This is a genomic window from Roseibium hamelinense (assembly GCF_007830545.1).
GTDB classification, from domain to species: Bacteria; Pseudomonadota; Alphaproteobacteria; order Rhizobiales; family Stappiaceae; genus Roseibium; species Roseibium hamelinense.
The window spans coordinates 276,023-301,169 of the sequence record NZ_VLLF01000001.1; the positions used below are offsets into that span (position 1 = coordinate 276,023).

The 25,147-nt window shown below is 56.7% G+C and carries 25 protein-coding genes; 12 read left to right on the forward strand and 13 right to left on the reverse strand.

Annotation, left to right across the window (positions count from 1 at the left end):
* Positions 1–3: 3 nt before the first annotated feature.
* Genes JM93_RS01355 through JM93_RS01365 form a run of 3 tightly spaced genes read left to right on the forward strand, consistent with a single transcriptional unit; the run spans position 4 to position 2,056 of the window.
* Positions 4–924 (forward strand): phosphatase PAP2 family protein, encoded by a 921-nt coding sequence (locus JM93_RS01355; RefSeq protein WP_145340274.1) that lies wholly within the window; start codon positions 4–6, stop codon positions 922–924.
* Positions 921–1,703 (forward strand): glycosyltransferase family 2 protein, encoded by a 783-nt coding sequence (locus JM93_RS01360; protein ID WP_145340275.1) that lies wholly within the window; start codon positions 921–923, stop codon positions 1,701–1,703. Before JM93_RS01355 ends, JM93_RS01360 begins: the two co-directional genes overlap by 4 nt.
* Positions 1,704–1,741: 38 nt before the next feature.
* A complete protein-coding gene (locus JM93_RS01365) occupies positions 1,742–2,056 on the forward strand; it encodes a lipid-A-disaccharide synthase N-terminal domain-containing protein (protein WP_145340276.1) in 315 nt (104 codons plus the stop codon).
* A 31-nt stretch (positions 2,057–2,087) separates the two neighbouring features.
* Here the strand turns inward: JM93_RS01365 and metC are convergent, their stop codons facing one another.
* Positions 2,088–3,266, reverse strand: a complete 1,179-nt coding sequence (gene metC / locus JM93_RS01370) for a cystathionine beta-lyase (protein ID WP_145340277.1) — start codon at positions 3,264–3,266, stop codon at positions 2,088–2,090.
* A gap of 261 nt (positions 3,267–3,527) precedes the next feature.
* Between metC and JM93_RS01375 the strand changes: the two genes are divergently transcribed.
* The 7 genes from JM93_RS01375 to JM93_RS01405 all read left to right on the forward strand — a co-directional run bounded on the left by JM93_RS01375 (position 3,528) and on the right by JM93_RS01405 (position 11,381).
* Positions 3,528–4,544, forward strand: coding sequence for an amino acid ABC transporter substrate-binding protein (locus JM93_RS01375; RefSeq protein ID WP_425280808.1), 1,017 nt, complete (start codon positions 3,528–3,530; stop codon positions 4,542–4,544).
* Positions 4,545–4,782: 238 nt separating this feature from the next.
* A complete protein-coding gene (locus JM93_RS01380) occupies positions 4,783–5,799 on the forward strand; it encodes an amino acid ABC transporter substrate-binding protein (protein WP_145340279.1) in 1,017 nt (338 codons plus the stop codon).
* A gap of 383 nt (positions 5,800–6,182) precedes the next feature.
* A complete protein-coding gene (locus tag JM93_RS01385; protein ID WP_208994859.1) occupies positions 6,183–7,199 on the forward strand; it encodes an amino acid ABC transporter substrate-binding protein in 1,017 nt (338 codons plus the stop codon).
* Positions 7,200–7,459: 260 nt separating this feature from the next.
* Entirely contained in the window at positions 7,460–8,677 is a 1,218-nt protein-coding gene (locus JM93_RS01390) for an amino acid ABC transporter permease (protein WP_145340280.1), read from the forward strand.
* Positions 8,678–8,690: 13 nt separating this feature from the next.
* Positions 8,691–9,842, forward strand: coding sequence for an amino acid ABC transporter permease (locus JM93_RS01395; protein WP_145340281.1), 1,152 nt, complete (start codon positions 8,691–8,693; stop codon positions 9,840–9,842).
* A gap of 66 nt (positions 9,843–9,908) precedes the next feature.
* Positions 9,909–10,709, forward strand: a complete 801-nt coding sequence (locus tag JM93_RS01400; RefSeq protein WP_145340282.1) for an amino acid ABC transporter ATP-binding protein — start codon at positions 9,909–9,911, stop codon at positions 10,707–10,709.
* Between the two features lie 210 nt (positions 10,710–10,919).
* A complete protein-coding gene (locus tag JM93_RS01405) occupies positions 10,920–11,381 on the forward strand; it encodes an META domain-containing protein (protein ID WP_145340283.1) in 462 nt (153 codons plus the stop codon).
* 30 nt (positions 11,382–11,411) lie between these two features.
* On the opposite strand, the gene sseA is transcribed toward JM93_RS01405, so the two are convergent.
* The 6 genes from sseA to JM93_RS01435 all read right to left on the reverse strand — a co-directional run bounded on the left by sseA (position 11,412) and on the right by JM93_RS01435 (position 16,908).
* Positions 11,412–12,257: a 3-mercaptopyruvate sulfurtransferase gene (gene sseA, locus JM93_RS01410; RefSeq protein WP_145340284.1), complete on the reverse strand. Its 846-nt coding sequence runs from the start codon at positions 12,255–12,257 to the stop codon at positions 11,412–11,414.
* Positions 12,258–12,262: 5 nt separating this feature from the next.
* Positions 12,263–12,742: a GFA family protein gene (locus JM93_RS01415; protein WP_145340285.1), complete on the reverse strand. Its 480-nt coding sequence runs from the start codon at positions 12,740–12,742 to the stop codon at positions 12,263–12,265.
* A 13-nt stretch (positions 12,743–12,755) separates the two neighbouring features.
* Positions 12,756–13,472 carry an alanyl-tRNA editing protein gene (locus tag JM93_RS01420; RefSeq protein ID WP_145340286.1) on the reverse strand — a complete coding sequence of 239 codons (717 nt, stop codon included), beginning with the start codon at positions 13,470–13,472 and terminating at the stop codon, positions 12,756–12,758.
* Positions 13,473–13,605: 133 nt separating this feature from the next.
* Complete coding sequence (locus JM93_RS01425) at positions 13,606–14,259, reverse strand: LysE family translocator (RefSeq protein ID WP_145340287.1); 654 nt, start codon at positions 14,257–14,259, stop codon at positions 13,606–13,608.
* Between the two features lie 73 nt (positions 14,260–14,332).
* Positions 14,333–15,844, reverse strand: coding sequence for a cardiolipin synthase (gene cls, locus JM93_RS01430; protein ID WP_145340288.1), 1,512 nt, complete (start codon positions 15,842–15,844; stop codon positions 14,333–14,335).
* 29 nt (positions 15,845–15,873) lie between these two features.
* Entirely contained in the window at positions 15,874–16,908 is a 1,035-nt protein-coding gene (locus JM93_RS01435; RefSeq protein WP_145340289.1) for a cysteine synthase A, read from the reverse strand.
* Between the two features lie 249 nt (positions 16,909–17,157).
* On the opposite strand from JM93_RS01435, the gene JM93_RS01440 reads away from it, so the two are divergent.
* Entirely contained in the window at positions 17,158–17,808 is a 651-nt protein-coding gene (locus tag JM93_RS01440; protein ID WP_145340290.1) for a ChrR family anti-sigma-E factor, read from the forward strand.
* Positions 17,809–17,862: 54 nt separating this feature from the next.
* On the forward strand, positions 17,863–18,663 hold the full coding sequence (locus JM93_RS01445; protein WP_145340291.1) for an SDR family NAD(P)-dependent oxidoreductase: 801 nt from the start codon (positions 17,863–17,865) through the stop codon (positions 18,661–18,663).
* Between the two features lie 101 nt (positions 18,664–18,764).
* On the opposite strand, the gene JM93_RS01450 is transcribed toward JM93_RS01445, so the two are convergent.
* From JM93_RS01450 to goxA, 6 genes are all read right to left on the reverse strand, one after another.
* Positions 18,765–19,349, reverse strand: a complete 585-nt coding sequence (locus JM93_RS01450; protein ID WP_145340292.1) for a hypothetical protein — start codon at positions 19,347–19,349, stop codon at positions 18,765–18,767.
* A 234-nt stretch (positions 19,350–19,583) separates the two neighbouring features.
* Positions 19,584–20,174, reverse strand: a complete 591-nt coding sequence (locus JM93_RS01455) for a BRCT domain-containing protein (protein ID WP_145340293.1) — start codon at positions 20,172–20,174, stop codon at positions 19,584–19,586.
* Positions 20,175–20,271: 97 nt separating this feature from the next.
* Positions 20,272–20,583: a hypothetical protein gene (locus tag JM93_RS01460; RefSeq protein WP_145340294.1), complete on the reverse strand. Its 312-nt coding sequence runs from the start codon at positions 20,581–20,583 to the stop codon at positions 20,272–20,274.
* A 458-nt stretch (positions 20,584–21,041) separates the two neighbouring features.
* Positions 21,042–21,506, reverse strand: coding sequence for a RidA family protein (locus JM93_RS01465; protein WP_145340295.1), 465 nt, complete (start codon positions 21,504–21,506; stop codon positions 21,042–21,044).
* Positions 21,507–21,552: 46 nt separating this feature from the next.
* Positions 21,553–22,650, reverse strand: coding sequence for a glycine oxidase maturase GoxB (gene goxB, locus JM93_RS01470; protein ID WP_145340296.1), 1,098 nt, complete (start codon positions 22,648–22,650; stop codon positions 21,553–21,555).
* Positions 22,650–24,656, reverse strand: coding sequence for a CTQ-dependent glycine oxidase GoxA (gene goxA, locus JM93_RS01475; RefSeq protein WP_145340297.1), 2,007 nt, complete (start codon positions 24,654–24,656; stop codon positions 22,650–22,652). The genes goxB and goxA overlap by 1 nt, the downstream gene beginning before the upstream one ends.
* Positions 24,657–25,147: the final 491 nt, after the last annotated feature.

Genomic DNA, 25,147 nt, shown 5'->3' on the forward strand with positions numbered 1-25,147 from the left:
GATATGGAACAAGCAACTTTTGGCAGCCGGGTCCGGCAGATTGCAGCGCGCCTGCGCGCCAATATGCGCCGCGTTCGCCAGATTTTTGCAAGTCGGCGGGAGCGCGCCAGCAAGCTGACCTATCCGCTGCGTCCCGGTCAGCGGCCGCAGGACATCCTGGCCATTTTGATCCTGACGGTCGGCATCTCGATTATTCTGTTCGACATTCCAAGCTACCCGTGGATCCGCTCCCTGCCGTCCGAGTATTGGGCCACATTCAATTTCTTCACCGACTTGGGCAAGGCCCACTGGGTGCTTTGGTCCACAGGTCTTGTCTGTTTGGCTTTGCTTGCGCAAAACGCGGCACAGTTGACGTTCCGTCTGCGCATGACCGTCGGCGCCGTTTTCACTTACGCCGGGTTTGTTTTTTATTGCGTCGCCGCAACGGGGATTCTGGCGATCCTGTTCAAATGGTCACTTGGCCGGGCGAGGCCAAAACTGTTTGAAGAGCTCGGGCCCGTAAAATTTGACCTACTGGCCTTCAATTCGTCCTATACCAGCTTTCCATCGGGGCATTCGACCACGATCGGCGCGGTGGCAACGGCGCTTGCACTGATTTTCCCGACGTACCGCTGGCTCATTGTCGTTTTCGCTTTTTGGGTCGCCTTCAGCCGGATCATGGTGGGGGCGCATTATCCGAGCGATGTGATTGCAGGGACGCTGCTCGGTTTCACGTTCACCTTCTTCACTGCGCGCGCGCTCGCCCGGCGCCGGATCGGATTTTACTACACCAAGAACGGCACCGTCATGCCGATCATCAGCCAGCGGTCTGCAAAATTCTGCCTGGCAGCGGTTTGGTACGCCATGCGCGGACGCCGCCGTGCAGTTCAGATGACGACCCGCGCCGGGGCCGGCGCCGCGCACACCACACAGGATCCATCATGAGCCTTAGCTATCACGATGCCATGGCGGCATCAGACGGCACCATCGAGGTTACCGTCGTCGTTCCCGCGAAGGACGAAAAGGACAATTTGCCGATCCTGCTGGACGAGATTCGCGATGCCTTGGAGGGCCGTCAGTTCGAAGTCATCGTTGTCGATGACGGATCAAGCGATGGAACGGGCGAGGTTTTGAAAACCTATGCCGCCGAGCATCCCTGGTTGCGGCCCTACCGGCATGAACTGGCCTGTGGTCAAAGCTGTGCCGTGCGAACCGGTGTTCAAAACGCCCGCGGCGAGGTTGTTGCCACAATTGACGGCGATGGCGAAAATAATCCGGCCTATATTCCGAAGCTGCTGGAAGCGCTGGAAGCGGGAGGGCCGTCGGTAGCTTTGGCCGCCGGTCAACGGCTTGGCCGCAAGGCAAGTCTTGCGAAACGCTACGCGTCCAAACTCGCAAATAAAGTGCGCGGGGCGATCTTGAAAGACAACACGCGCGACAGCGGTTGCGGGTTGAAAGCCCTTCGGCGCGACGTGTTCCTGCAGCTTCCTTATTTTGACAGCTGGCACCGCTTTCTGCCGGCCCTGGTCATTCGGGAAGGTTTTGGTGTGGTTCACATCGACGTACAGGATCGCCAGCGCCGCCATGGCCAATCCAAATACGGCATTTTCGACCGCGCGCTGATCGGTGTCCTGGATCTTTTCGGCGTTTGGTGGTTGCGCCGGCGCCGCAAGAAGATACCCGCAGTTTCGGCGCTGCTCGAAAACGCTGACCAGGCCGCTTAGCCGCCTGCAGGACCCAAGACCAAGAACGGACCTTATATATGACTGCGCTCTTAGACTGGCTCTACATCGTCTTCGTCGAGCAATTCGATTTTTGGATCATTCTCGGCTTTTTTGCGCAGGCCATGTTCATGATGCGATTTGTGATCCAGTGGATTGCATCCGAGCGGGTTGGCCGTTCAATTGTTCCGGTGGCATTTTGGTTTTTTTCGATCGCCGGAGGATCGCTTTTGCTGATCTACGCGATCCAGCGCCAGGATCCGGTGTTCATCGCAGGGCAGGGCCTGGGACTGCTGATCTATTTCCGGAACCTGTGGTTGATTTTTAAGGAAAAGCGCAAGGATCCGGCGATCTAGTCCGTCCGGACCCTCTCGTTTTTTTGGAACTCTAGGATAACGCCTTGTCCAGCGCCTGACCCAAATCACGGATCAGGTCTTCCGGATCTTCCAATCCGATATGCAGGCGCGTGGAGAGCTGGTTCGGGTCCGGCAGGTTCACCGTACGCGCGCCTTTTAGCCTTACCGGGATTGCCAGACTTTCAAATCCGCCCCAGGAGTAGCCGAGCCCGAATAGGCTAAGCGCGTTGAAAAACGCATTGCTTTGATCTTTCGTTGTGCCGTTCTTAAAGTCAAATCCAAAAAGGCCGCTGGCGCCGGAAAAGTCCCGTTTCCAAATGTCGTGTCCAGGATCGCTCTCAAGGGCCGGATATCGAATATTTGCCACCTCGTCCCGGTCTTTCAGCCAGCCTATGACCTCCAGCGTGTTTTTCATGTGCCGTTCCAGCCGCACAGACAGCGTTCTCAGTCCGCGCAAGGCAAGATAAACATCATCCGGACCGACGCTCACACCCATGGCACCATAGATCCTGTCGAGCGATGGCCATGCCCGCTCGCTTGCGGCAATGGTCCCCAGCATCACGTCCGAATGGCCAACGATATATTTGGTGCCGGCCTGAATCGACAAATCGACACCCATCGGAATTGGCTGGCAATACAGCGGGCTGGCCCAGGTATTGTCCATCAAAACGGTTGCACCGACTGTTTGCGCCGCCTCGACAATCGCCGGAGTGTCTTGCATTTCAAATGTCAACGAGCCGGGAGCCTCAACAAAAACGGCACTGGTGTTCGGCTTGAAGTGCTGGCGGACAGCGCCGTCGAGCGACGGATCATAGTACTCCACCTGAACGCCGTAGATCGGCAGCACTGTGTCTGCGAAATGGCGCGTGGGGCCATAGGCTGAGTCCGGAACCAGCAGATGATCCCCCGCTTTCAGACAGGACAGACAGGCAAGGGCAATTGCATTCAGGCCGGAGTTCGCCAGTTTGACCCCGGCTGCGCCCTCAAGTTCCGCGACGGCCGCTTCCAAGGCGTCTGTGGTTGGTGTGCCACGCCGGCCGTAGGTGTAGGTCTGTTTGCCGGTGGCCATCGTTTCCACGTCCGGAAACAGGATGGTGGAGGCATGAACAACAGGCGGGTTTACAAAGCCATGGAAGTCGCGCGGGGACCGGCCCGCATGCGCCAGCGTGGTATCGATTTTCTTTTCGTTTTTGGAATAGACGTTTGTCATTTTTGTTCACTTGTCGAAAGCGTGGGAGTGAGTTGAAGCTAAGAGCGCATTATCGATAATTTCATGTTCCTTCAAAGATCTGAAATTATTGTTCGATTCAAGCTATTGCTCGCAACAATAGGCATCTCGATCCCTGTGGTTTTGCTTCGCTCGTAACATCATGCGATCTGGTGCCAAAGCGTTTTCGTTGCACCCGTGTAGCTGGAGGAGCGGCAGGCTGGCAACTGGATCAGGGCCAGAAGGGGGAACATGACCACTCGTTTGAAACGCGTAATCGGTGAAACCGCACTTGTCATCGGAGCATTGACATTTGCATGCACAGCTCAAGCAACCACACTTGAGAAGGTGAAGCATAGCGGTTTCTTCACCTGCGGGGTAAGCCAGGGAAATCCCGGCTTTTCCAACCCTGACAATGAGGGCAATTGGTCCGGGTTCGACGTCGATTACTGCCGGGCTGTCGCGGCTGCCGTGCTGGGGGAGGCGAGTGCTGTCAAATTTCGTCCGCTGGCATCACCGGAGCGCTTCACCGCACTGCAATCCGGTGAAATTGATATCTTGTCGCGCACAACAACCTGGACCATGTCCCGCGATACGTCGCTCGGCGCAAATTTCGCCGGTGTGATGTATTACGACGGTCAGGCGATGATGGTGCGCAAGGAGCTCGGCATCACTTCCGCGCTGGAATTGGCAGGGGCTTCGGTCTGTACGGCAACCGGAACGACCACCGAGCTCAACATCGCCGATTTCTTTCGGGTCAACAACATGCCCTATGAAGTTGTTGCTTTTGAAAAAAATGATGAAGTGACCCAAGCCTATGATGCGGGCCGTTGCGATGTTTACACGATCGATGCGTCTGGGCTCCACGCAAACCGGCTGAAGCTTACCAACCCCGGTGACCATATGATCCTGCCAGAGATCATTTCAAAGGAACCGTTGGGCCCTGTGGTCCGGCAAGGGGATGATCAGTGGCTCAACATTGCAAAGTGGACGCTGTTCGCGCTTGTCAACGCGGAAGAGCTTGGCATCACGCAAGCCAATGTCGAGGACATGAAGGGCTCCGACAATCCGGAGGTCAAGCGGTTCCTCGGCGTGGAGGGCGCCTATGGTGAAGCGCTCGGTCTGGACACGGGCTGGGCTGCGCGCCTGATTGCGGCGGTGGGAAATTATGGCGAAGTGTTTGACCGCAATCTTGGCCCGCAGACACCGCTTGGGATTGAACGCGGTTTGAACGCGCTTTGGTCAAATGGCGGTATTCAATACGCCCCTCCGGTGCGTTGACAAAACGGATTTGACCCGAAAAGTGCTACCGCCGCATCCTGAATGGGGTGCGGCGTTTTTTTGTCTGGCAACGATTTTTGAGCAGCATTTTCCTCTGTCGGTTGAGTGTCCGTGATGGGTGTTCTTGGATTGGCAAAAATAACAATTATTCTACGCCTCGATAAGCCTGCGATATCCGGCTCGCCCCTGAAACGCGGCTTACTCGCGCACGTTTCAAAAAAACCAAAAAGGCAAAGACATGAAACATCAGCTCCTCGGAGCGGCTCTGAGCGGCGTTCTGGCTTTCGGGGCAATACCGGCGTCTGCTGCAACCCTTGACGTGGTCAAAGATAAAGGGTTTTTCACCTGCGGCGTGACTCAGGGCAATCCGGGATTTTCAAACCCCGACAAAGAGGGGAACTGGACCGGCCTTGAGGCCGATTACTGCCGCGCCTTGTCGGCGGCCGTTCTGGGAGATGCAAACGCGGTCAAATTCCGGCCAACATCCCCGGCCGAGCGGTTTGTTGCGCTTCAGTCCGGTGAAGTCGATGTGTTGTCGCGGACCACGACTTGGACCATGTCCCGCGACACGGCGCTTGGAATCAATTTCGCCGGTGTGATCTTTTATGATGGCCAGGCGCTGATGGTACGCCGGGACCTGGGAGTTACCTCCGCGTTGGAATTGGCCGGTGCGTCCGTCTGCACGGCGTCTGGAACGACCACGGAACTCAACCTTGCCGATTTCTTCCGTCAGCATGACATGCCTTATGAAATTGTTGCCTTTGAGAAACCCGATGAGGTGATTGCCGCTTATGATGCCGGCCGTTGCGATGTCCACACGTCCGACGCATCGGGTCTTGCTTCCGACCGGCTCAAGCTGACCAATCCCGGCGATCACATCATCTTGCCGGAAGTGATTTCCAAAGAACCGCTTGGACCTGCGGTGCGCCAAGGCGATGATCAATGGTTCAACATTGCCAAGTGGACATTGAACGCGCTGATCAATGCAGAAGAGCTCGGGATTACGCGTGACAACGCCGACAACCTGACGTCCTCCGAAGATCCGGCTGTTCGCCGCCTTCTCGGTGTAGAGGGGAGTTATGGCGATGCACTCGGGCTGGATCCGGAGTGGGTCTTGCGTGCAATAAAGTCGGTCGGCAACTATGGAGAGATTTATCGCCGCCATGTTGGTCCGCAGACGCCGCTTGACATCCCACGTGGCCAAAATGCCTTGTGGAAAGATGGCGGCATCCTGTACGCGCCGCCAATCCGCTGACGCCCTGCACGACTGTGTCGTGTCGCCCGCTGCATTGTTGCGGCGGGCGGATTCCTGTTTCCCGGAAACCGGCCGAGATCAGGACATGCCTCAAATTGCGTCTGCAGATGCCCGCAAAATGTTCGTGTTCACGTTCTGTGCATCCTATTGGTAACCAAAATGATAAAGCGGCTCCCCAAATGTGACGGGTCAAAGACATCAAAGTCTTGACCCCACCGCCGAAATGCCATCGAATGCGCACATTGGGACGGCGATACAGTGCCTGGAGGAACCATCCGGTCAAACGGGTGGACGCAGCCTGCCACGGGAGGCGGTCGAGGGGATTGTGTCGTCCGGACCGATGCTAACGACAAAGTATGGGTAACAATAAAGGCTGCATATCCATGACTAAAACACTCCTTCCGCTCGTGCTCGGCACAGCCATGGGCGTTGTCGCGTCGGCTGCAAACGCCGCTACGCTTGACGACGTTAAGGCCAAGGGCTTCATCCAGTGTGGTGTGAGCCAGGGTCTCCCGGGCTTTTCGAATCCGGATGCACAGGGGAACTGGACCGGTCTCGACGTTGACTACTGCCGCGCCATGGCTTCTGCCGTGTTTGGCGACGCGTCTGCCGTAAAGTACACTCCGCTGTCTGCTAAAGAGCGTTTCACCGCGCTGCAATCCGGCGAAATCGATGTTCTGTCCCGGAACACCACCTGGACCATGTCTCGCGACACCCAGCTGGGCCTGAACTTCGCTGGCGTCAACTACTATGACGGTCAGGGCTTCATGGTTCGCAAGGACCTTGGCGTGACATCCGCTCTTGAGCTGTCCGGTGCGTCGGTTTGCACCAACACCGGTACGACCACCGAGCTGAACGTTGCCGATTATTTCCGTGCGAACAACATGCCGTACGAGATTGTCGCGTTTGAAAAGGCTGACGAAGTTGTTGCCGCGTATGACGCCGGCCGCTGTGACGTTTACACGACCGACGCATCCGGTCTGTACGCTCAGCGTCTGAAACTGACCAACCCAGGCGACCATATGGTTCTGCCGGAGATCATTTCCAAAGAGCCGCTTGGCCCTGTTGTCCGCCAGGGCGACGACCAGTGGTTCAACATTGCGAAATGGACCCTCAACGCAATGATCAACGCCGAAGAAATGGGCGTGACATCCGAGAACGTTGACAACATGAAGACCTCCGACAACCCGTCGGTTAAGCGTCTTCTGGGCGCTGAAGGTGCCTTTGGCGAGGCGATCGGCCTGTCCAACGACTGGGCTTACAGCATCATCAAGAACGTCGGGAACTATGGCGAAGTCTTCGATGCAAACGTTGGCCCGGACACGCCGCTTGGCATCTCCCGCGGCGTAAATGCCCTGTGGTCCAACGGTGGCTTCCTTTACGCTCCGCCGGTCCGCTAAGGTCGACGGTCAAACAAACGGACCCCGGCGCGTCTCGCGCCGGGGTCTGCAAGAATAAGCAAGACAAAGGCGTCTGAAGGCAGCTGAAAAAAATGCCGGGCGCACTTGGCTTTTTACAGAGGGTGGTCGTCTCCACCGACGGGGTTGGGCCCACGCAGGGCCCCTAATAAAAGCGGATGACGATCTAGAATTGCCGTGGGTTGCCGGGAGACTGTGGTTTCGCCGGACGATCCGCCGCAAGGACACTCGGGCGAGGTTAAATGGCAGTACAGGAGCAGGACTCGGCGGGGGCGCCGGCGCGTGCTTCGCTGGTGAATGATCCGAAAGTTCGCAGCCTATTCTACCAGGTGATCCTGGTAGCCGGACTTGTGGCGCTTGGATACTTCATAGTCACGAACACAATCGCCAACCTGGAGCGGCAGAATATTGCTTCCGGTTGGGGATTTTTGGAAAATACGGCCGGTTTTGGGATCATCCAGTCTTTGATCCCCTACGCTGAGACATCGACATACGGAACCGCGATCATGGTCGGGTTCTTCAACACCTTGATGGTGGCGGTTGTCGGTATCTTCTTCGCAACGATCATCGGGTTTGTTGTTGGCATTGCGCGGCTTTCGAACAATTGGGTTATCAGCAAACTCGCCTACTGGTATGTCGAGCTTATCCGCAACGTTCCGCTGCTGCTTCAGATCTTCTTCTGGTACTTTGCGGTCTTGCGCGCTGTTCCCGGCAAGCGCGACAAGTGGTCTTTTGGCTTCGACACATTCCACCTGAACATCACCGGCCTCTACGGTCCCAAGCCAATCTGGGAAACGGGATCGGCGTTCATCGTCTACGCGTTTATTCTGGCGATCGTTCTTTCCGTCGTGATCGCTAAGTGGGCCAAAAAGCGCCAGGATGCGACCGGGCAGCAATTCCCGGTGTTTCTGACGGCGATCGGGTTGATCGTAGGTCTGCCGGTGATCACGTATTTCGTGACAGGCATGCCGGTTTACCTGGAACATCCGAACTACGTCGAGAAAGGCCCGATTCTGCGCCGCGGCTTTGAACTGGGTGTCGGCGCAAAACTGATCCCTGAATTTCTCGCTCTGACGGCGGCACTCGCCATCTACACCGCTGCCTTCATCGCGGAGATCGTCCGGGCAGGAATCCAGGCGGTCAGTCACGGTCAAACGGAAGCCGCCCGCGCTCTGGGGATCCGTAACGGTCCGACGCTGCGCCTGGTGATCATTCCTCAGGCCATGCGGGTCATCATTCCGCCGCTGACGTCTCAGTATCTGAACCTCACCAAAAACTCGTCGCTCGCTGTTGCGATCGCTTTCCCGGACCTTGTGTCCGTCGGTGGCACGGTGCTCAACCAGACGGGGCAGGCGATCGAGATCATTGCGATCTGGATGGCGGTTTACCTGTCGCTCAGCCTGATCACATCAGCCTTCATGAACTGGTACAACCAGCGCATGGCGCTCGTGGAAAGATAAGGAGCGCGAACTCATGGCAAATCTTGATATTGCTCAGGTGCGAACCGAGGAAGCGCCAAAGCTTCCCGCTCCGGTCTCCACCACCGGTGTGATCGGATGGATGCGGCAGAACCTGTTCTCATCCATCGGCAACACCGTTCTCACAGTGATCGGGATCTATATCGCATACTCCCTGATCGCGCCTTTTATTCAGTTCGCGTTGATCGACGCGGTTTGGACCGGGGAAAACCGCGAGGCGTGCCTTCCGAAAGACGGACAGCATGCCGGGGCCTGCTGGGCCTATGTGAAAGCGTATTTCCCGCAGTTTATCTACGGGCGCTACCCGACCGAGGAAGTCTGGCGGGTCAATATCGTCTATTTCCTGTTCGCAGCTCTTCTGATCCCGCTTGCGATGCCAAGTGCACCGTTTAAACGGACGAATGCGCTCTTGTTCCTGGTTGTCTTCCCGATCATTGCCTATTTCCTGCTGACCGGTCTGGTCATTGGGGGCAATGTGATCCTGCCGGTCGTCGAAACGGCACAATGGGGTGGATTGCTCGTGACACTCGTCATCGCCGTTACCGGCATCGTGGCGTCGCTCCCGCTTGGCATTGCGCTGGCGCTCGGGCGCCGTTCGAAGATGCCGATTATCAAGCTGGTGTCAGTGATCTTCATCGAGTTCTGGCGCGGTGTACCGCTGATCACGGTGCTGTTCATGTCGTCCGTGATGCTACCGCTGTTCCTGCCGGAGGGCGTGACCTTCGACAAGCTCCTGCGCGTGCTCATCGGTGTGACGCTGTTCTCGGCAGCATACATGGCCGAGGTGGTTCGCGGCGGCCTTCAGGCCATCCCGAAAGGCCAGTATGAAGGCGCGATGGCGCTTGGGCTGCGGTTTTGGCCGATGATGTATCTCATCATCCTGCCGCAGGCGCTCAAGCTGGTCATCCCGGGTATCGTGAACACCTTCATCGGTCTGTTCAAGGATACGACCCTGGTTCTGATTGTCGGCATGTTCGACCTTCTCGGCCAGATCCAGTCGTCCTTCACGGACCCGACATGGTCTACACCAAGCCAGGGGCACACCGGCTATCTGTTTGCCGCGATTGTGTTCTTCGTCTTCTGTTTCGGCATGTCGCGTTATTCCATCTTCATGGAACACAAGCTGCATACCGGACACAAACGATAACGACCCTCCGGGGCGCGCGGGTTGAAAGCGCAGCGCCCCGGAGCCACCCCAATTCTGGAGAACGAAATGACTGAAAACGCTGTACGCGACGACTTGGCAGCCGACCGCTCGAGAATGCAGATTTCCGAGACTGACGTGGCCGTGGAAATCACCAACATGAACAAGTGGTACGGGGACTTCCACGTGCTGCGGGACATCAATCTGAAGGTGATGCGCGGCGAACGCATCGTGATCTGTGGACCGTCGGGTTCCGGCAAGTCCACAATGATCCGCTGTATCAACCGTCTGGAGGAGCACCAAAAGGGCAATATCGTTGTTGACGGTATTGAACTGACCGACGATTTGAAAAAGATCGACGAGATCCGCCGTGAGGTTGGCATGTGTTTCCAGCACTTCAACCTGTTCCCGCATCTGACGATCCTTGAAAACTGCACGCTTGCGCCGATCTGGGTGCGCAAGATGCCGAAAAAGGAAGCCGAAGAAGTTGCAATGCACTACCTGGAGCGGGTGAAAATTCCCGAGCAGGCATTAAAATATCCAGGACAGCTGTCTGGTGGTCAGCAACAGCGCGTTGCGATCGCCCGTTCCTTGTGCATGAACCCGAAAATCATGCTGTTTGACGAGCCGACATCCGCGCTTGACCCTGAGATGATCAAGGAAGTGCTCGACGTCATGGTGGGGCTGGCCGAGGAAGGCATGACCATGCTGTGTGTGACCCACGAAATGGGTTTTGCCCGCAAGGTGGCCAACCGCGTGATCTTCATGGATGCCGGCCAGATCGTCGAACAGAACGAGCCGGAGCCATTCTTCACCAATCCGCAACACGAGCGGACCAAGCTGTTCCTGAGCCAGATCCTGCATCACTGATCCCGACTCAATTGCGACTTCGAAAACCGCCGGGCGCATTCCGGCGGTTTTTTATGCCCAAGGCTTGGCCGTGCGGCCGCTGTCCGGGACCTGTGCCAAAAGAGAGCGGAAAAGGCTGGCAAGCGTTGCCGGGTTCTGCAATTGTCGTGACGGCAACGCACCGCAGCTCGGCCTGCACAACACGCAAAGGTTTGGGAGGACTTGATCGTGATGTCGTTGGGAAAATGGATTTCAAGGGGTTTGCGCCGCGCGCGCGCTGCCGGGGTCGGCGGATTCACGGCATGGGCAGTTGCCTTCGCACCGGGCGCGGTGTGGGCTCAGGAGGAAGTTCCGCTCGATCTTCTGGGCAAATGGCAGGTGGTCTCAATAGAGGGGACAGCCGTCACCGATGCCGCCACGGTCATTCTTGAGTTTGAGGAAGCCGGCACGATCGATGGCAGCGGCGGCTGCAATACCGTTTTCGGCCCGCTCAGGTTCGAAGGTCGAGGCATTCTTATTGGGCCGCTGGCTGCGACCCGAAAAGCCTGTGAGCCGGAGATCATGGATCAGGAAAAGAATTTCCTGAAAGCCATTGGCACCGTCCGCGATTTTCGCAGTGAAGAAGGTCAACAAGTTCTGGTGCTTTTAAATGGCCAGGGCGAAGAAATCATCCGGTTGGCCGCTTCAAACTAGGAAGCGGCCTGATGAAGGTCCGGCGCAGAGCTATGCGCCGCTGACGACGTCCGTGTCCTCCCGGCCGCCCCATTCGCTCCAGGAGCCGTCATAGAGTGTTAGATCCGTCGCGCCCAGGGTTGTGAGCGCCAGCGTAAGCGCGGCGGCTGTCACGCCGGAACCGCAGGTGGTTGTTGCCGGTTTGGTGATATCGACGCCCGCCTCTTCAAAAAGAACACGGAGTTCTGCAGCGTCCTTCAGCGTGCCGTCCTCACGGGTCAGGCTCATTACCGGCACGTTGAGGGCACCGGGCATGTGGCCCGAGCGCATGCCCGCGCGCGGTTCTGGCGCTTCGCCAGAAAACCGTTCCGCGGCGCGCGCATCGATAATCTGGCGGGATTTGGTTTCGATGATTTTTTTCACGTCATCCAGGTTTGAGACCGCGCCGCGGTCGAGACGAGCGGTGAAATGCCGCTCACGGACCTGAACGGGCCCGTCCTCCAAGGGGCGGCCTTCTTCGGTCCACTTGGGCAAGCCGCCGTCCAGGACATAAACATCCTTCACCCCCATGACCTTGAACATCCACCAAACCCGAGCGGCTGACCAAAGACCGATTCCGTCATAAACGACAATCGTTTGGCCGTCACCGATACCGAGTTTGCGCATTTTCGAAGCGAATACATGGGGTTCGGGCAGGGTGTGCGGCAGGCCGGAGGCCGAATTGCTGACATCGTCGATGTCGAAGCGGATCGCGCCCGGAATATGACCCTCATTAAATTCGGCATCCGCATCGCGGCCCATTTGTGGCAGGTAAAGGGATCCGTCGAGCACGACGATGTCAGGGGAGTTGAGGTGGTCTTCCAGCCATTGCGTCGAGACAAGCGGCGATGTCGTCATCTGGATCAGTCTCCCTCGTAAAGGTTCTTTTGTTTGTGCCAGTTTTCAATCGAAAGGTCCGGATATTCTTGATAGTGGCTCTCCGTAGAGCCAACGGCCACCTCAACCCATTCGGGCTTGCTCTCCAACAGGATATGCACGGTTTCAGGCGTTCTGGGCAGAGGAGTGTCGATTGCAGCGGCAAGGGGGTGAACGAGGTCCGGCCAGCGCGGATCCCAAAGCCACAAATGACTGCCGCATGTTCCGCAAAAGGAGCGTTCCGCGGGGCTCAGCCCGGTCTCGAATTCGGCCTGGTAGATTTTGCGTGCCTTGTGCGGATCGTGAATGTTCAGCGTGCGTGCATCACCCATCAGATTGATCGCGTATCCGCCGCCTCCGGTGGTCTTGCGGCACACCGAACAGTAACAGCGCATGTAGGGATAAGGTGTCTTGCTCTGGACGGTGAAATGGATCGCCCCGCAATGACAGCTGCCTTCCAGTTCCATCGCGTCCGCCTCCTCAATCGTCCAGTCGAAGGCGCACGCGCCGGTTCTGTTTGCCCTTGTTTTCGACTTTGCCGAGGCTCAGCGGTCCGATTTCGGATGTGCGGCTGACATGCGTGCCGCCGCAAGGCTGAAGATCAACATCACCGCCTATTCTGACCAAACGCACTTGGCCAGAGCCGCGCGGCGGTTTGACAGACATCGTTTTCACAAGACCGGGATTGGCATCAAGTTCCGCGTCTGTAATCCATTCCGATGTCACCTCATGATCGGCGGCCGCGAGTGTGTTCACCGTTTCAATGAGGGCATCCTTGTCGAGAGCCGCATCGCACATGTCGAAGTCAAGCCTGCCTTCACCATCCCCGATCTGACCGCCGGTCACAGGGAAGGGTAGGGCGACGGAAAGAAGGTGAAGCGCTGTGTGCATGCGCATCATGCGGTAACGTCTTGCCCAATCTAAATGGACAACGACCGACATACCGGCAATGGGGACCGGCTGGGTGTCTGCGGGCACGTGAACGATTGTGTTGCGGTCTTGGTCATAGACCGTCGTTTCGATCTTGATGTGTGTGCCGTCATCAAGCTCGAGAAATCCGGTGTCGCCTGGCTGGCCACCCGCGGAAGCGTAGAACACCGAGCGGTCCAGAAGGATCCCGCCGCGATCATTCACACCGATCACCTTTGCTTCGCAGGTCCGCAAATAGGCGTCGTCGCGGAACAGGGGTACGGTCATTGGAAACTCCGGAGCGGGCAGGTATCTGACAGGAAACGCCTTGAAAGGTGCCCCGGCAGATAAGCTCGGGTCAATGCTAAAGACGCGCTCCGCCACTCCAAATTCATGACGCATGGACCAGTGGAGCCAAGGCCTACCGGGTGGCGGCTTGAGCTGCCAGCAGCTTCAGCGCAAATCCGCCCATTATACCTGCGAAGGTCCAATCAAAGGCCCGCATGGCCCGGGGGGAGTTTTTCAGGAACCGGGCAAAGGCACTGGCAAAAAACACCATCAAAAGGCAGGACGGCACCGCTAGCACGATGAAGTAGAAACCTAAGAACAATAGCTTTTGAGCTGCGAACGGGTCACTTGCAGACACGAACTGCGGCAGGAAGGTCACGAAAAACAAGACGATCTTGGGATTGAGCAGATTTATAGTCAGGCCCTGCAGCCAGACGCGCGACAGCTTTTCTTTCTGAGTTGCAGCTTGTTCAAGCGACAGCGCTGATCCGTTGCGCACGGCTTGTACCGCCAGAAAAACGAGATAGGCTGCCCCGGCATATTTCAAGACTGCAAACGCCGTTGCCGACGTAGCCAGTAGGGCGGAGATACCGAGCGCTGCAAATAGGGAATGCACCACAATGCCGGAGGCCGCACCGAATACCGCGGCTGCGCCGGCCTTGCGGCCCTGAGTCAGGGTCTTGCTCATGAACAGTGTCATGTCCGGACCGGGGGTAATGGTCAACACAGCAGCAGCGGCGGTGAACGTTGCAACAACGGCCAAGTCAGGCAAAAAAGCAAAAGTCATTGTGTTGGACCCCGGTGATCAAAAGCGTTCCTAACACGGAAATTCCGGGCCTTGGAAGATATAAATCGTAACCTCAAAGGATCGGGGACAGCAGCTGGGCGCCTTGGGCGAGTACCCGGAAGCCGTAGCTGCGTTTGTCGAGATCATCCGGCTGGGTTTGCCGCGCGTTCACAAAGTCCTGTTCCAGCATTTCAGCGACCTTCGAGATCATCCGCTCATGGGTGAACCACAAGGTGATTTCGAAATTGATCCGGAAGGACCGATTGTCGAAATTGACGGTTCCAATCGATGCAAGTTCATCATCGACCAGCGTCACCTTCTGGTGCAGGAACCCTTTTTGATACCGGTAGACTTTGACCCCGCGGTCGACCATGACATCCGCATGAGCATGGCTTGCCAGCCAGACCGTCAAATGATCTGCCTTTTCCGGGAGCAAGATACGCACATCAACACCGCGCATGGCGGCGGCAAACAGCGCTGTTTGAATGTCGATCGAGGGCACGAAATAAGGAGATGTAATCCAAAGGCGCTTGCGTGCCCGCCCCGCCGCCTCGGCAAACGCGATGGCACACTCTTCCAGCACATCTGCAGGACCGGTCGGCATGACAAGGACTGGCTCATCGCCGGGCTTGGCGATCCGGGTGACCTCGGGCAGATCGATTTCCTTGCCCGATGCCCATAGCCAGTCTTCAGAAAACGAAACGGCGCAAGCGACCGCAACCGGACCGGATACTTTGACATGGGTATCACGCCAATGGCCAAACCGTTCGGACCGTCCCAAATACTGATCGGCCACGTTGTGCCCGCCCACCCACGCATGCTCGTAGTCAACCACCACGAGCTTGCGATGGTTTCTGTAGTTGAGCCGCATCGGCCCCATCATTCGCAAAAACCGGTGGGTCTCGTTGAACCCGCTAACATGGACGGCGGCCTGTCTCAATCTGTTGAGATAGGAGTGCGGCAGGCTCTTGCAGCCGATTTCGTCATATAAAACGTAGACCTCGACCCCGGCCTCTGCCCGCTCGATCAGAGCGTCGGCCGCCTCCGTTCCGATCTGGTCATCAGCGATCGTGAAGAACTGGAAGAAAACGGTGTGGTTGGCCGCTCTGATGCCGTCCAGCATCGACCGGAATGCAGCGTCACCGTCAACCAGAAGATCGCACGCGTTTCCGGCCAAAAACGGCATATTTGACACCTTGGCCAGAACCGGCCAATCCCGTGTTTCAGCCTCGTCAGAGATGCGCAGTTCCTTGGCCCGCCGGGCCCGTTCAGAGCGTCCGAGCTTGGTTTGAACGATTGCGTAGTCGGTGAAGGATCGCCAGCCGAAGATGAAGTACAGCGGCACGGTGACATACGGAAGGAAGGCCAGAGACAGGAGCCAGGCGATGGAGCCCTGGGCGGTACGGCTGCTCATGATTTCCCGGATCGCGCAAACAAACGCCAGCGCATACAGAACAACGAGAAGGGCGGCAACAATCCCGAGATTGTTTGCCACCGTATCGACGACGGTTACGTCGGAAACCGCGTCACGAACAACGTCTTTCGCAGTCTGCGACGCATCGTTTCCAAGTGCGGGAATGCTCATGAGCCGTCACCCGGTAAAAGCTGTTGTGCTCAAACGAGCGGAGCTTGTATAGCCTCACGCGGTTCCAGCCATGACGGTACGGGAAGGTTTTTGGATCTTAGGAAATCCAGATTGTAGAGCTTTGATTGATAACGCGTGCCATGGTCGCACAAGATGGTGACGATCGTATGCCCCGGGCCCATCTCCTTTGCCAGCCGCCGGGCGCCTGCAATGTTGATTGCCGAGGACCCGCCCAGCAACAGACCTTCATTTTCAGCCAGGTCGTAAATCAGCGGCAACGCTTCTTCGTCTGGAATGGCGAAGGCGTGGTCGGTTTTAAGGTCTTCGATGATTGGGGTCACCCGGCCGAGCCCGATCCCCTCAGAAATCGAGCCGCCGTCTGTCGCCTTGGCTTCGCCGGTCGTGAAAAGTTTGAACATGGCCGCACCCAGAGGATCCGCACATCCGATGACGATGCCCGGTTTTTGCTCGCGCAAATATGTGGACACGCCTGCCAGCGTTCCACCGGTTCCCACAGCGCAAATAAACGCGTCAATTTTGCCATCGGTGTCGCGCATCATTTCGGGGCCCGTGGTCAGATAATGCGCCTTACGGTTGTCGAGGTTATTCCATTGGTCGGCGAACAGCACACCGTTCGGTTCATTTTCAGCAAATTGTTCGGCAAGCCGCCGGGCGACATGCTGATAGTTGTTCGGATCCTTGAAGGGTTTCGCCGGGACCTGAACCAGTTCGGCGCCGCACAAGCGCAACATGTCCTTTTTTTCCTGGCTCTGCGTTTCTGGAATCACAATCACTGTCCGGTAACCGCGTGCGCTGGCCACCAAAGCCAAGCCGATCCCGGTGTTGCCAGCTGTGCCTTCAACGATCAAACCGCCGGGCTTCAGATCACCGCGCGCCTCCGCCTCCAGAATCATCTGCCGCCCGGCGCGGTCCTTGACCGACTGGCCGGGATTCATGAACTCGGCCTTGCCGTAAATCTCGCAGCCGGTTTCATCTGAAATCGCGTTGAGACGGATGAGGGGAGTGTTGCCAATGGCGTCGACAACGGACGAAAACGCGGTCATGAAAACTGTCCTGATACGGGAGAAGTAAAAGTGGGGAGACGCTAAAGCCTGTCACGCGCGCAATCAACCACTTGGCAAAGTCGGTCGTGGCCCTCATTGAAAATACAGAATGAGTTTATCTGTGCAATCGATGGAAAAACACGGCGGTTCTATGTATTTTCTTTGTGTATTCTATGATCCGGCGAAGTGTGGATGGCGTAATCTAACCAAACCAAATGCCGCGCATCGCGGCACAAATTGAGAACTGTCATGGAAAAGAATGTAACAGGCCTTGATGAATTGCTCGCAAGCTATGCCGCTGGGACGCTTGCCTCGCCTGCCCAGGCGCTTGTGGACGCGCATCTCGAGCTGTCGAATCAGAGCCGTGCTTACGTTGGTTCGCTCGAAGCGCTTGCTGGCGCTGGACTGGAAGACACCGCCCCAGCGGAACTGAGCGACCGGGACGCCGCACTTGCCGCAATTTTTGCGGACGACGAGCCGATTGTGAGCAAATCAACATTGACTGAACGCGAAAATCCGGATCAGAGAATTCCGAAAAGTCTCCGCGCGATCATCGACGGGTCGATCGACGACCTGCCGTGGCGGACGCTTATTCCGGGTGTGCGCGAAGTCAAACTTGGCGAAATCGATGGATGCAACGCCAGCCTTCTTTGGGTGCGCGGCGGAAAAGCGATGCCTTCGCACACCCACCACGGGACCGAATTGACCCTCGTCATTCAGGGCGGCTTCAAGGACAGCGACGGTCACTATGTCCGCGGCGATATTGCGTTTGCAGATGACAGTGTTGATCACAAGCCAATCGCTGATGAAGGTGAAGACTGCATTTGTTTCGCCGTGACAGAAGGGCGCTTGCGCCTGACGGGCCCGGTCGGCCGCTTTTTTGCGCCCTTTGTCGGGTAACGTTCATCCAAGCACCTGGGTTGGCTCGTATAGGGCATAACCCAGGAGGCGTAAGTGTCTGACAAATATGTTGCCCAGTCCGCAGACGGCTGTGTTTGGATAACCGGAGCAAGTTCCGGGATCGGTCGCCAGTTGGCTCTTTCTTTCGCCTCAGACGGCTGGACAGTCGCGGCGACAGCCCGTTCTCAAGACAAATTGGACGCACTTGCGGGCGAAAGCGCGAAACTCAGCGGCAAGATCATTGCCGTGCCGGGCGATGTGTCCAGCCGGGACGAGATGCGCAGCGCTTGCGAACGCGTCGAAAATGAGGCTGGTCCGATTGCGCTGCTCGTCGCCAATGCCGGTGTGTATTATCCGCAGGATGGTCTCAACAACAACGCTGACGAGTGGCAAAAAACCATCGACATCAACCTGACCGGGACGGTGAACACCATTCTGCCGGTCATTGACACGATGAAAGCGCGGCGCCGTGGTCAAATCGCCATCGTGTCCTCTGTTGCAGGCTATCGCGGACTGCCAACGTCTGCTGCTTATGGGGCGACCAAAGCCGCCTTGATCAATATGGCCGAGGCCTTGAAGTTCGACCTCGACCTTGCCGGGATACGGATCCAAGTCATCAACCCGGGCTTCGTGGATACGCCGGCCACCAAGTCCAACCCCTTTCCCATGCCCCATTTGCTCAGCCCGGAAGAGGCTGTGGCGGAAATCCGCACAGGGCTCAAACATCCGAACAAATTCGAAATCGCTTTTCCCGCCGCTTTCGTGCGCCAACTCAAACTGCTTCAAACACTCCCCTACGGCCTGTATTTCAAGCTGGTGCGCAAATCGACTGGCTGGTCGAAAAAGCAGGCCTAGCCGGGAGCGGTTTAAGCAATCGGCCCCGGATTTGTCACAGAGCCTTTGCGATACAGCCCGATATCCGGAGTGTATCGCCAGGTTCTCCGGAGACGGTCCGGTCAGGCAGTCTCGGTATCGTTGACCAGTTTTTGGAACCGGGCCGCAGTCCGCGTATCATCTGATGCTTGTGGATGGCGTATTACCAGGTTCAGGATTTCGTTGGTCGAGCGTTCGTTTTCGGCAAGCGCATTCAAAACAGTGTCGTTGAGCCCGGGAAGCTGGGCAATGTCCATCAGCACGTCCACGGGGGTGTCCGGTTTGCGGGCTATAAAGGCACGTAGCGAATTTGACGGGATGTGCAGGACGGCAGTTTTCTCGCGCGCTGTCAGGTTCGCCACTCCGCCTTTTTGCTGAATCATGCGGCGCGCATGATGCTTGTTCATGCCAATGAGAAGAGCTTCAGGGCGAATGCTGGAGGCGACGGTGTTGTCCTGTGCACAGCTTGCCTTGCCTTTCGGGGGAAAAAACTCAGCGATTGGTTGGATGGTCACCTTTTGCGCAGGCGCAAGTGTTTTCAGTCCTGTCGTGACCTGCCGTCCGTGTTGTGATCTGCCCACGGTGCAGGGCGTTTCAGCGGATGGGGCCTCGCACGCATTTGAACGCTGTTTCGCTTTTGAGAAACCGGCAGGTTTTGGAGAAGTCATTGTATAGTCCATTGTTTTTGTTTTTATCTGGCAGCACTGGAGTTTGGTGCGTACCAATAAATTGCAAACGATTGTTTTTGGTGTCCATCGCGCGCTGCTCATGACGAATTTGTCATGTTGGCGGTTAGAAGGACGGATAGACACAGGCACAAGCAGGCAAATGCGTCCGCTCTGTGTGAGATGGCAAAAAGCTGATGCTGATTTGGAAGATAGTGCCCGCTTCCCCAAAAGAGGCTAGTCGGTCTTCATGTTGTTCAGCATGACCTGCCAAATCGCCGCAGAAACGGTTTCTTTGGATGAACGCTTGTGCCCGGTCACCTTGTGCAAAATTTCATCGGTCGAGCGCTCGTTATTGGCAAGGGCGTTCAGGACCTTGTCGTTGAGACGCGGCAAATGAGCGATCTCCAGGAGGACTTCGGGCGGAGTGGTTCGCAGGCTTGCAATGTAGGCCCGGAGCGAGTTTGACCTGATGTTCATGACTGTCTGTTTTTCCAAAGCGCTGAGTTTGGCTATTCCACCCCGCTGCTGGATCAGGCGTGCGGCTTCTGACCTGCTCATACCGGTAAGGACAGTGTTCCGGCCGATGCTCGACGCAATATCGGAATTGGTCAGCGCAAAACGCACGGTGTCCTTAGGTGGCAGAAATTGAGCAATCTGATCAATGTTGACCCGCGGCGTTCGCGCAAAAGGGTTGAGCTTTTTTGGTGCCGACGGACAACTGCGTGTTGTGGTGCTTGCCTCGAAACTCTGGTGCGTTGTCGATGTAGAAGTCTGCGCCGCAGACGGATTGCCGTTGAGCGGGCCGTTCAGTTTTAAGGTCGCCATGGTTCATTCCATTGATTTGGTTTTGTTAGCTGGCGCTGAATATCAATATGCACCCATAAATTGTAATTGATTGTGTTTATCGCTTATGAAGCGCTGTTTATGACAAAACTGTCATAAAAGTGTAAGGTTCGCCTTCCGGCCATAAACGAAAAACGGCTGGCTGGAGCCCCTGGCGCCTGACCTGAATGCGGGCGTCTGGCAAAAGGCTGAGCTGAACACCCCGGTCCAGCCGAACTTTCTGGTCCAGCCGAACTTTCTGGTCCAGCGGGGCTTTCGGTGGTCGGACAAGCTTCAAAAACCGGTGCCAGGCAAGAAGTAGCCAGGCAGGAGACGGCGACGTTCCTGGCTCAGCGGCTGTATGAACGAAATGCGTCCGCTCTGCGCCCGCAATTTGGTCCTTGGCCAGCACGCGGCTTTATCCCGAATGCCGCCGTTCCTCGCACAGCAGCGAATGAGCGGGATGGGCGGGAAGCAAAAGTTCGCTGCGGTATGCAGGAATAACTAGATGCCGATACGGGACGGCGCTACTGCCCCCGTCTCCTCAAAACGGCCCTGATGCCTGATTGTCGTCGAGGCCGGAACCCCGAAACCGCGAGGCTGCCCCACGCCGCGTATTGCCACCATTCACGTTCGCGACAATGCGTTTACGTAAATCTGCCGATCAAGATTTACCCATGATCCACCGCCTGTCACGGTGAATCACAAATCAAACCAAATAGGGAATCCCGAAAAGGATTCTGACTATCCGCCCGACGCTCTAGTTTGGGTGGATGAACTGGCATGAAGGGCGGCACGAACCGGTGGTCTGCACGCAGGGTGTTTCTGGCACGCCAACGCGCCTCCATATCATCAGATCAAAGCCGCGCCCTAGTCCTTCGCAACCGCCGTGCAGTCGATTTCCATGGCTGCTCCCATCGGAATTTCAGGCACAATGATGGTTGATCGGGTTGGCGGGTTCGTGGGGAAAAACTCCCGGAACACATCGTTCATTTTTGGAAAGTAATCGATATTCGACAACAGAACGATGCACTTTACCGTCTGATCGAGCGACGTCCCTGCCAACTCCATCATGTCCTTAACGTGGTTCAGAGCCTGCCGCGTTTCGTCTTCAACACCGCCGGACACTAGCTCGGCCGTGCCGGGCGCCGTTCCCAAAACGCCTCCGACATAGACCATGCCCTGTGCCTTTACGACACCAGAGTATGGCAAGCCATCGACAGCAGTCGATGGGTATGTTGTGATATCGCGCGCTTGTGTATCCGCAACATAGCCACATACCAAAAGTGTGGATGCCAAAAGTAGAAATACCGTCCTAATCCGTTGAATTCGCATGTGCTTTTTCCCATTCTGTAAAATGTCCTAATCGACCTGCGACGCCCTAGCGCCGCTGCCAGAAGGCACTGCCGGGAAAACGGTGTTCCCGGCCGTAGATCTGTGCCCTGCCTGTAATGTATTGGGAGACGCCTTCGGCCACCCGGTTCTGGTATTGCATCAGCGGATCAGAAGTTCCGTCCAGCCACAGTGCGGCAGCTTTTGCGCCCTCTATTCCGGTCCACAACGCCGACGTCATGCCGTGGGATGACAGTGGATCGAACGCGGCAGCTGCATCACCGACTGCCGCCCATCCCGGGCCGGCTGCGGTCGATAGATAAGTCGTTCCAGCACTGGCAAGAGACGGTGGGCGGCTCACGCCAAAGCCCCCAGTGTCAATCCAGCGGCTGATGTATCGGCTTTGTCCGATGATGCGTTTCCAGGTCTCAACGTCATGGCCCAACCCCTTTGGCATGAGGTCCGGATCCGAATAATAGTTGACCGCAAGGCGCCGATCCTGAAGCAGCGTTGCATACCACCATCCATCAGCAACGGCTTCGATCAGTGTTGCAGGTGTTGGCTCGATGTCCTGGTCAACTTGGATAAGAAAATCATACGCCGCCGCCAGCTTATCGCTTCGGTTGAGCGTCGTATATTTACGGCCGACGGCCGAATGACGCCCCGTTCCGTCAATGACGAAAGCCCCCTCAAACTGAGAACCGGAGTTGGTCGTGACTGTCCAACTGTCATGAGATCTTTCAAGAGAAACGGCCGTGTCGAAGCACCGCGATATCTCAGGTCTGCGAACTGCGGCGCAATAGATGTGATTTTCAAATACCGACCGGTCGATCACATAGCCCAAATCACCAGCGAGGCCGGTCCGGTTTTGCTCAACGAGTTGATCCGTTCCCCAGCTCGAAAACAAAACCTCAACTTTCCGGTGCCCGGGCGCCTCTAAAATGCAGGCAAGACCAAGTGTCTTGAGCAGCGGCACGGCTGAGGACGCAAGGCTTTCCCCCGGTTTTGGTTTGGAAGATCCCTCAGGCGCAATCCAAATCACCGGCACGTTCTTTTCGGCGAGCATCATGCACGCCGCCATGGCGCTGATCCCTCCCCCCAAAACAATGACGGGAGCGTCATTCCTACGGAGGTTCTCAGGTGCCATCAGGGCAATTGGCCGTGCGCCGGGTCCCAATCGTACCGGCTTTCAACACTGCCTCGACCGACCTCCACAAAGACCTTTCCTGGAATACCCGGGACTTCACTGTCCTCGGATGGCCCCGGTCGAGAGACCACAAAACCCATCTCTTGCCAGATAGAGATCATATTCCGGATCCCGTCCCAGTAACTCGCATTGGCGTGATATCCAATTCCGGGAACCCCGCGTGCCCACCAGTCGCGATTGTTGAAAAACTTCACACGGTCTTCCGCAGACAGGTCCTCTCGCATCATCTGTTCGTAACTGTGCTCTGACAGCACATCCACCGGCAGCAAGGCGGGCCACCAAACGGGTATTGGGAAATGATCCTGCATGGCGACCCTCTGGCAACTGAACGCATCGGGCTGCCAGGGCAGTCCCATCCAGCGGGTCAGATCACCGGGCATCTGAGGCCCGATTGCAGGCGAGTCGCCCCTTGTGGCGGCCTCAAAGTCCAGCAAAAAGCCCAGGTCCTGAACCAAAGTCGTTCGGCTGCCGCGCGCAATTCGAAACGGCTCTGCTTCGCTGTCAAAATGTCGTTGATAAAGTGGCGCGAGCCGCAGGTAGTAGGAGAGCTCGACACCCGGGTGAAATGCACCGCCCGAGCACGGTTCCAACGCGGCTTCCGTGAGCGCGTGCGGTCGGGCTTCAACCGGCAGATCGTCTATGTCTGCAACCTGATCCAGCGCCGGATCTTCAAAGTCGTCGATGAAGTCCCCGTCCGCCCAGCTTTTCAACATGTCGTATTGCAGCATGGGGAACTGAAACCAGGTCAAAGGGCTTCCATTGTGATTGACGCCGTCGCCTGGCATGAGCGGTATTTTGAGGTGCTGATCAATGAAGGCGGTGGGCGAGAGATCCGATGGATCTCGGAAGTTTTTGAACACCGATTGCCGAAATTCCAGGTTGGCGTCACTGGGATCCGCCAACTTCTTCAAGTACTCGGGATCTGAAAAATCGCCTATGTCCAGCCAGCCCTTGCGCAAATTGGCCGCTGTGGAAACCCACTCCATGAGGGCGGTCCGGCGGAAGGTCGGATATATATCCCGGCGGAACGACAACGGCTTGTCCGGCTCGGGTATCCAGCCTTGCTGCCAGTGCATACTTGCGATCACGTCGTACAAAGAGCTTATTGGAGGGATCTCCGGGGCAAAGTTGGGCCCAACGCAGGCGACCCAGGATCCATCTGCTGTCAGAACCTGGCCATCAGGAAGCGTGACGGTGGCGTCGACGGGCCCGTCGCACCAATCGTCATGCCAACCATCGTTATCTGCAAAACTTGTGATCGGCTCGCCCCGGGGACTTGCGGCAACTCCGTCAGGCGGCACCACCAGAAGTCGCCCGGCATCATCCGTTCGAATCTCCCCGAGGGAAACGTCGACACTGTCCCAGAACCGGCCGGTCATGCCGTAGTCAGGATTTCCACCGTCCCAATTCGTTCCAGCGCCAGAAATGGAGACCGGACCTGGATCAATGACCAGCATGCGTTCTCGCTGTTCTTGCGTCTGCAGGAACTGGTTGCGTCTTTGGTTCGGGATACCCGGTGCTATTTCACCGTTGTCGAGCGGATTGTTGAATCCATACCAGGCAGCCTTGGTATTGGCGACATGGACACGCCATTCAATTTTCGCAGTCTCATCGGTCAGTTCTGAAATCACACGGCCTTCGCTATCAAAGGCATACACTCGAAACCGCTGGACTTGTTTCTTGATCTTGCTCGACCCGTCTTTAAATCCGCCGTCCGGATTCGCCGGCACGCCAGGCAGTTCAGGCGCAAAAAACCATTTCGCGCTGCCACCAACCCGGCAAATGCCGATCGCGGGATAGATCCCCACTCGGGCAATCTTCGCATCCGGTGGAGCTGCCTCCAATTCCGGCTCTGAAGACAAAGCAATTTTGGGTAGGAATGGCAGGCCCGAAACAGAAAGCCCCAAACCAACGCCTACAGACGAAAGAAAATCGCGCCGCTTCATATCTGTTCACCTCAGGAAACATAATTTTCTGTTCCAGCGCCAAGACTAATGATGTTATTAACTTGGAACAATGCGCATCCAAAAATATTTTGGTCAAACATGAACGCGGGAAATTTTTCGCCAGGTTTGCGCAGAAAACGGCGTTATAATCCTGAAGGGTGTTGTTTCGAGCGATCACTCCATATCTCTTTGTCCGTCCTGCTAAAGCTGACAATCAGCGAACTTATGCGACGGGGCAGGGGCCGGTCAGCCCACAAACTCTTTCGCGAGTTACCGCGCTTGAAGAAGCGCTACTAGGGCTGCAACTTCTGGGCCGCGGGTACTTTTCGACCACAAACGGTGCAATCACTGAAGATGTCTTACTTCAGTACCTTGAGAAGCACATCGATAATCCTACTGGCATCAACCGGTAATGGTTTAGTATCCACGCTGAGGCTAGCATAAACGAACTTCCTGCCAAAAATGGCCGTGAGTTTAGGCCATCCGCGACC

Excerpts from the sequence above, each read along its gene's own strand:
- JM93_RS01435 (WP_145340289.1), bottom strand. The coding sequence starts at position 16,908 with ATGACCGCGTTTTCGTCCGTTGTCGACGCCATTGGCAACACTCCCCTC.
- cls (WP_145340288.1), bottom strand. The coding sequence starts at position 15,844 with ATGAGCATTCCCGCACTTGGAAACGATGCGTCGCAGACTGCGAAAGAC.
- JM93_RS01395 (WP_145340281.1), top strand. The coding sequence starts at position 8,691 with ATGGCAAATCTTGATATTGCTCAGGTGCGAACCGAGGAAGCGCCAAAG.
- JM93_RS01440 (WP_145340290.1), top strand. The coding sequence starts at position 17,158 with ATGGAAAAGAATGTAACAGGCCTTGATGAATTGCTCGCAAGCTATGCC.
- JM93_RS01355 (WP_145340274.1), top strand. The coding sequence starts at position 4 with ATGGAACAAGCAACTTTTGGCAGCCGGGTCCGGCAGATTGCAGCGCGC.
- JM93_RS01420 (WP_145340286.1), bottom strand. The coding sequence starts at position 13,472 with ATGACCGTACCCCTGTTCCGCGACGACGCCTATTTGCGGACCTGCGAA.
- JM93_RS01455 (WP_145340293.1), bottom strand. The coding sequence starts at position 20,174 with ATGGCGACCTTAAAACTGAACGGCCCGCTCAACGGCAATCCGTCTGCG.
- JM93_RS01415 (WP_145340285.1), bottom strand. The coding sequence starts at position 12,742 with ATGGAACTGGAAGGCAGCTGTCATTGCGGGGCGATCCATTTCACCGTC.
- metC (WP_145340277.1), bottom strand. The coding sequence starts at position 3,266 with ATGACAAACGTCTATTCCAAAAACGAAAAGAAAATCGATACCACGCTG.
- goxB (WP_145340296.1), bottom strand. The coding sequence starts at position 22,650 with ATGGCACCTGAGAACCTCCGTAGGAATGACGCTCCCGTCATTGTTTTG.
- JM93_RS01425 (WP_145340287.1), bottom strand. The coding sequence starts at position 14,259 with ATGACTTTTGCTTTTTTGCCTGACTTGGCCGTTGTTGCAACGTTCACC.
- JM93_RS01405 (WP_145340283.1), top strand. The coding sequence starts at position 10,920 with ATGTCGTTGGGAAAATGGATTTCAAGGGGTTTGCGCCGCGCGCGCGCT.
- JM93_RS01390 (WP_145340280.1), top strand. The coding sequence starts at position 7,460 with ATGGCAGTACAGGAGCAGGACTCGGCGGGGGCGCCGGCGCGTGCTTCG.
- JM93_RS01465 (WP_145340295.1), bottom strand. The coding sequence starts at position 21,506 with ATGCGAATTCAACGGATTAGGACGGTATTTCTACTTTTGGCATCCACA.
- JM93_RS01365 (WP_145340276.1), top strand. The coding sequence starts at position 1,742 with ATGACTGCGCTCTTAGACTGGCTCTACATCGTCTTCGTCGAGCAATTC.
- JM93_RS01400 (WP_145340282.1), top strand. The coding sequence starts at position 9,909 with ATGACTGAAAACGCTGTACGCGACGACTTGGCAGCCGACCGCTCGAGA.
- JM93_RS01385 (WP_208994859.1), top strand. The coding sequence starts at position 6,183 with ATGACTAAAACACTCCTTCCGCTCGTGCTCGGCACAGCCATGGGCGTT.
- sseA (WP_145340284.1), bottom strand. The coding sequence starts at position 12,257 with ATGACGACATCGCCGCTTGTCTCGACGCAATGGCTGGAAGACCACCTC.
- JM93_RS01380 (WP_145340279.1), top strand. The coding sequence starts at position 4,783 with ATGAAACATCAGCTCCTCGGAGCGGCTCTGAGCGGCGTTCTGGCTTTC.
- goxA (WP_145340297.1), bottom strand. The coding sequence starts at position 24,656 with ATGAAGCGGCGCGATTTTCTTTCGTCTGTAGGCGTTGGTTTGGGGCTT.
- JM93_RS01450 (WP_145340292.1), bottom strand. The coding sequence starts at position 19,349 with ATGACTTCTCCAAAACCTGCCGGTTTCTCAAAAGCGAAACAGCGTTCA.
- JM93_RS01360 (WP_145340275.1), top strand. The coding sequence starts at position 921 with ATGAGCCTTAGCTATCACGATGCCATGGCGGCATCAGACGGCACCATC.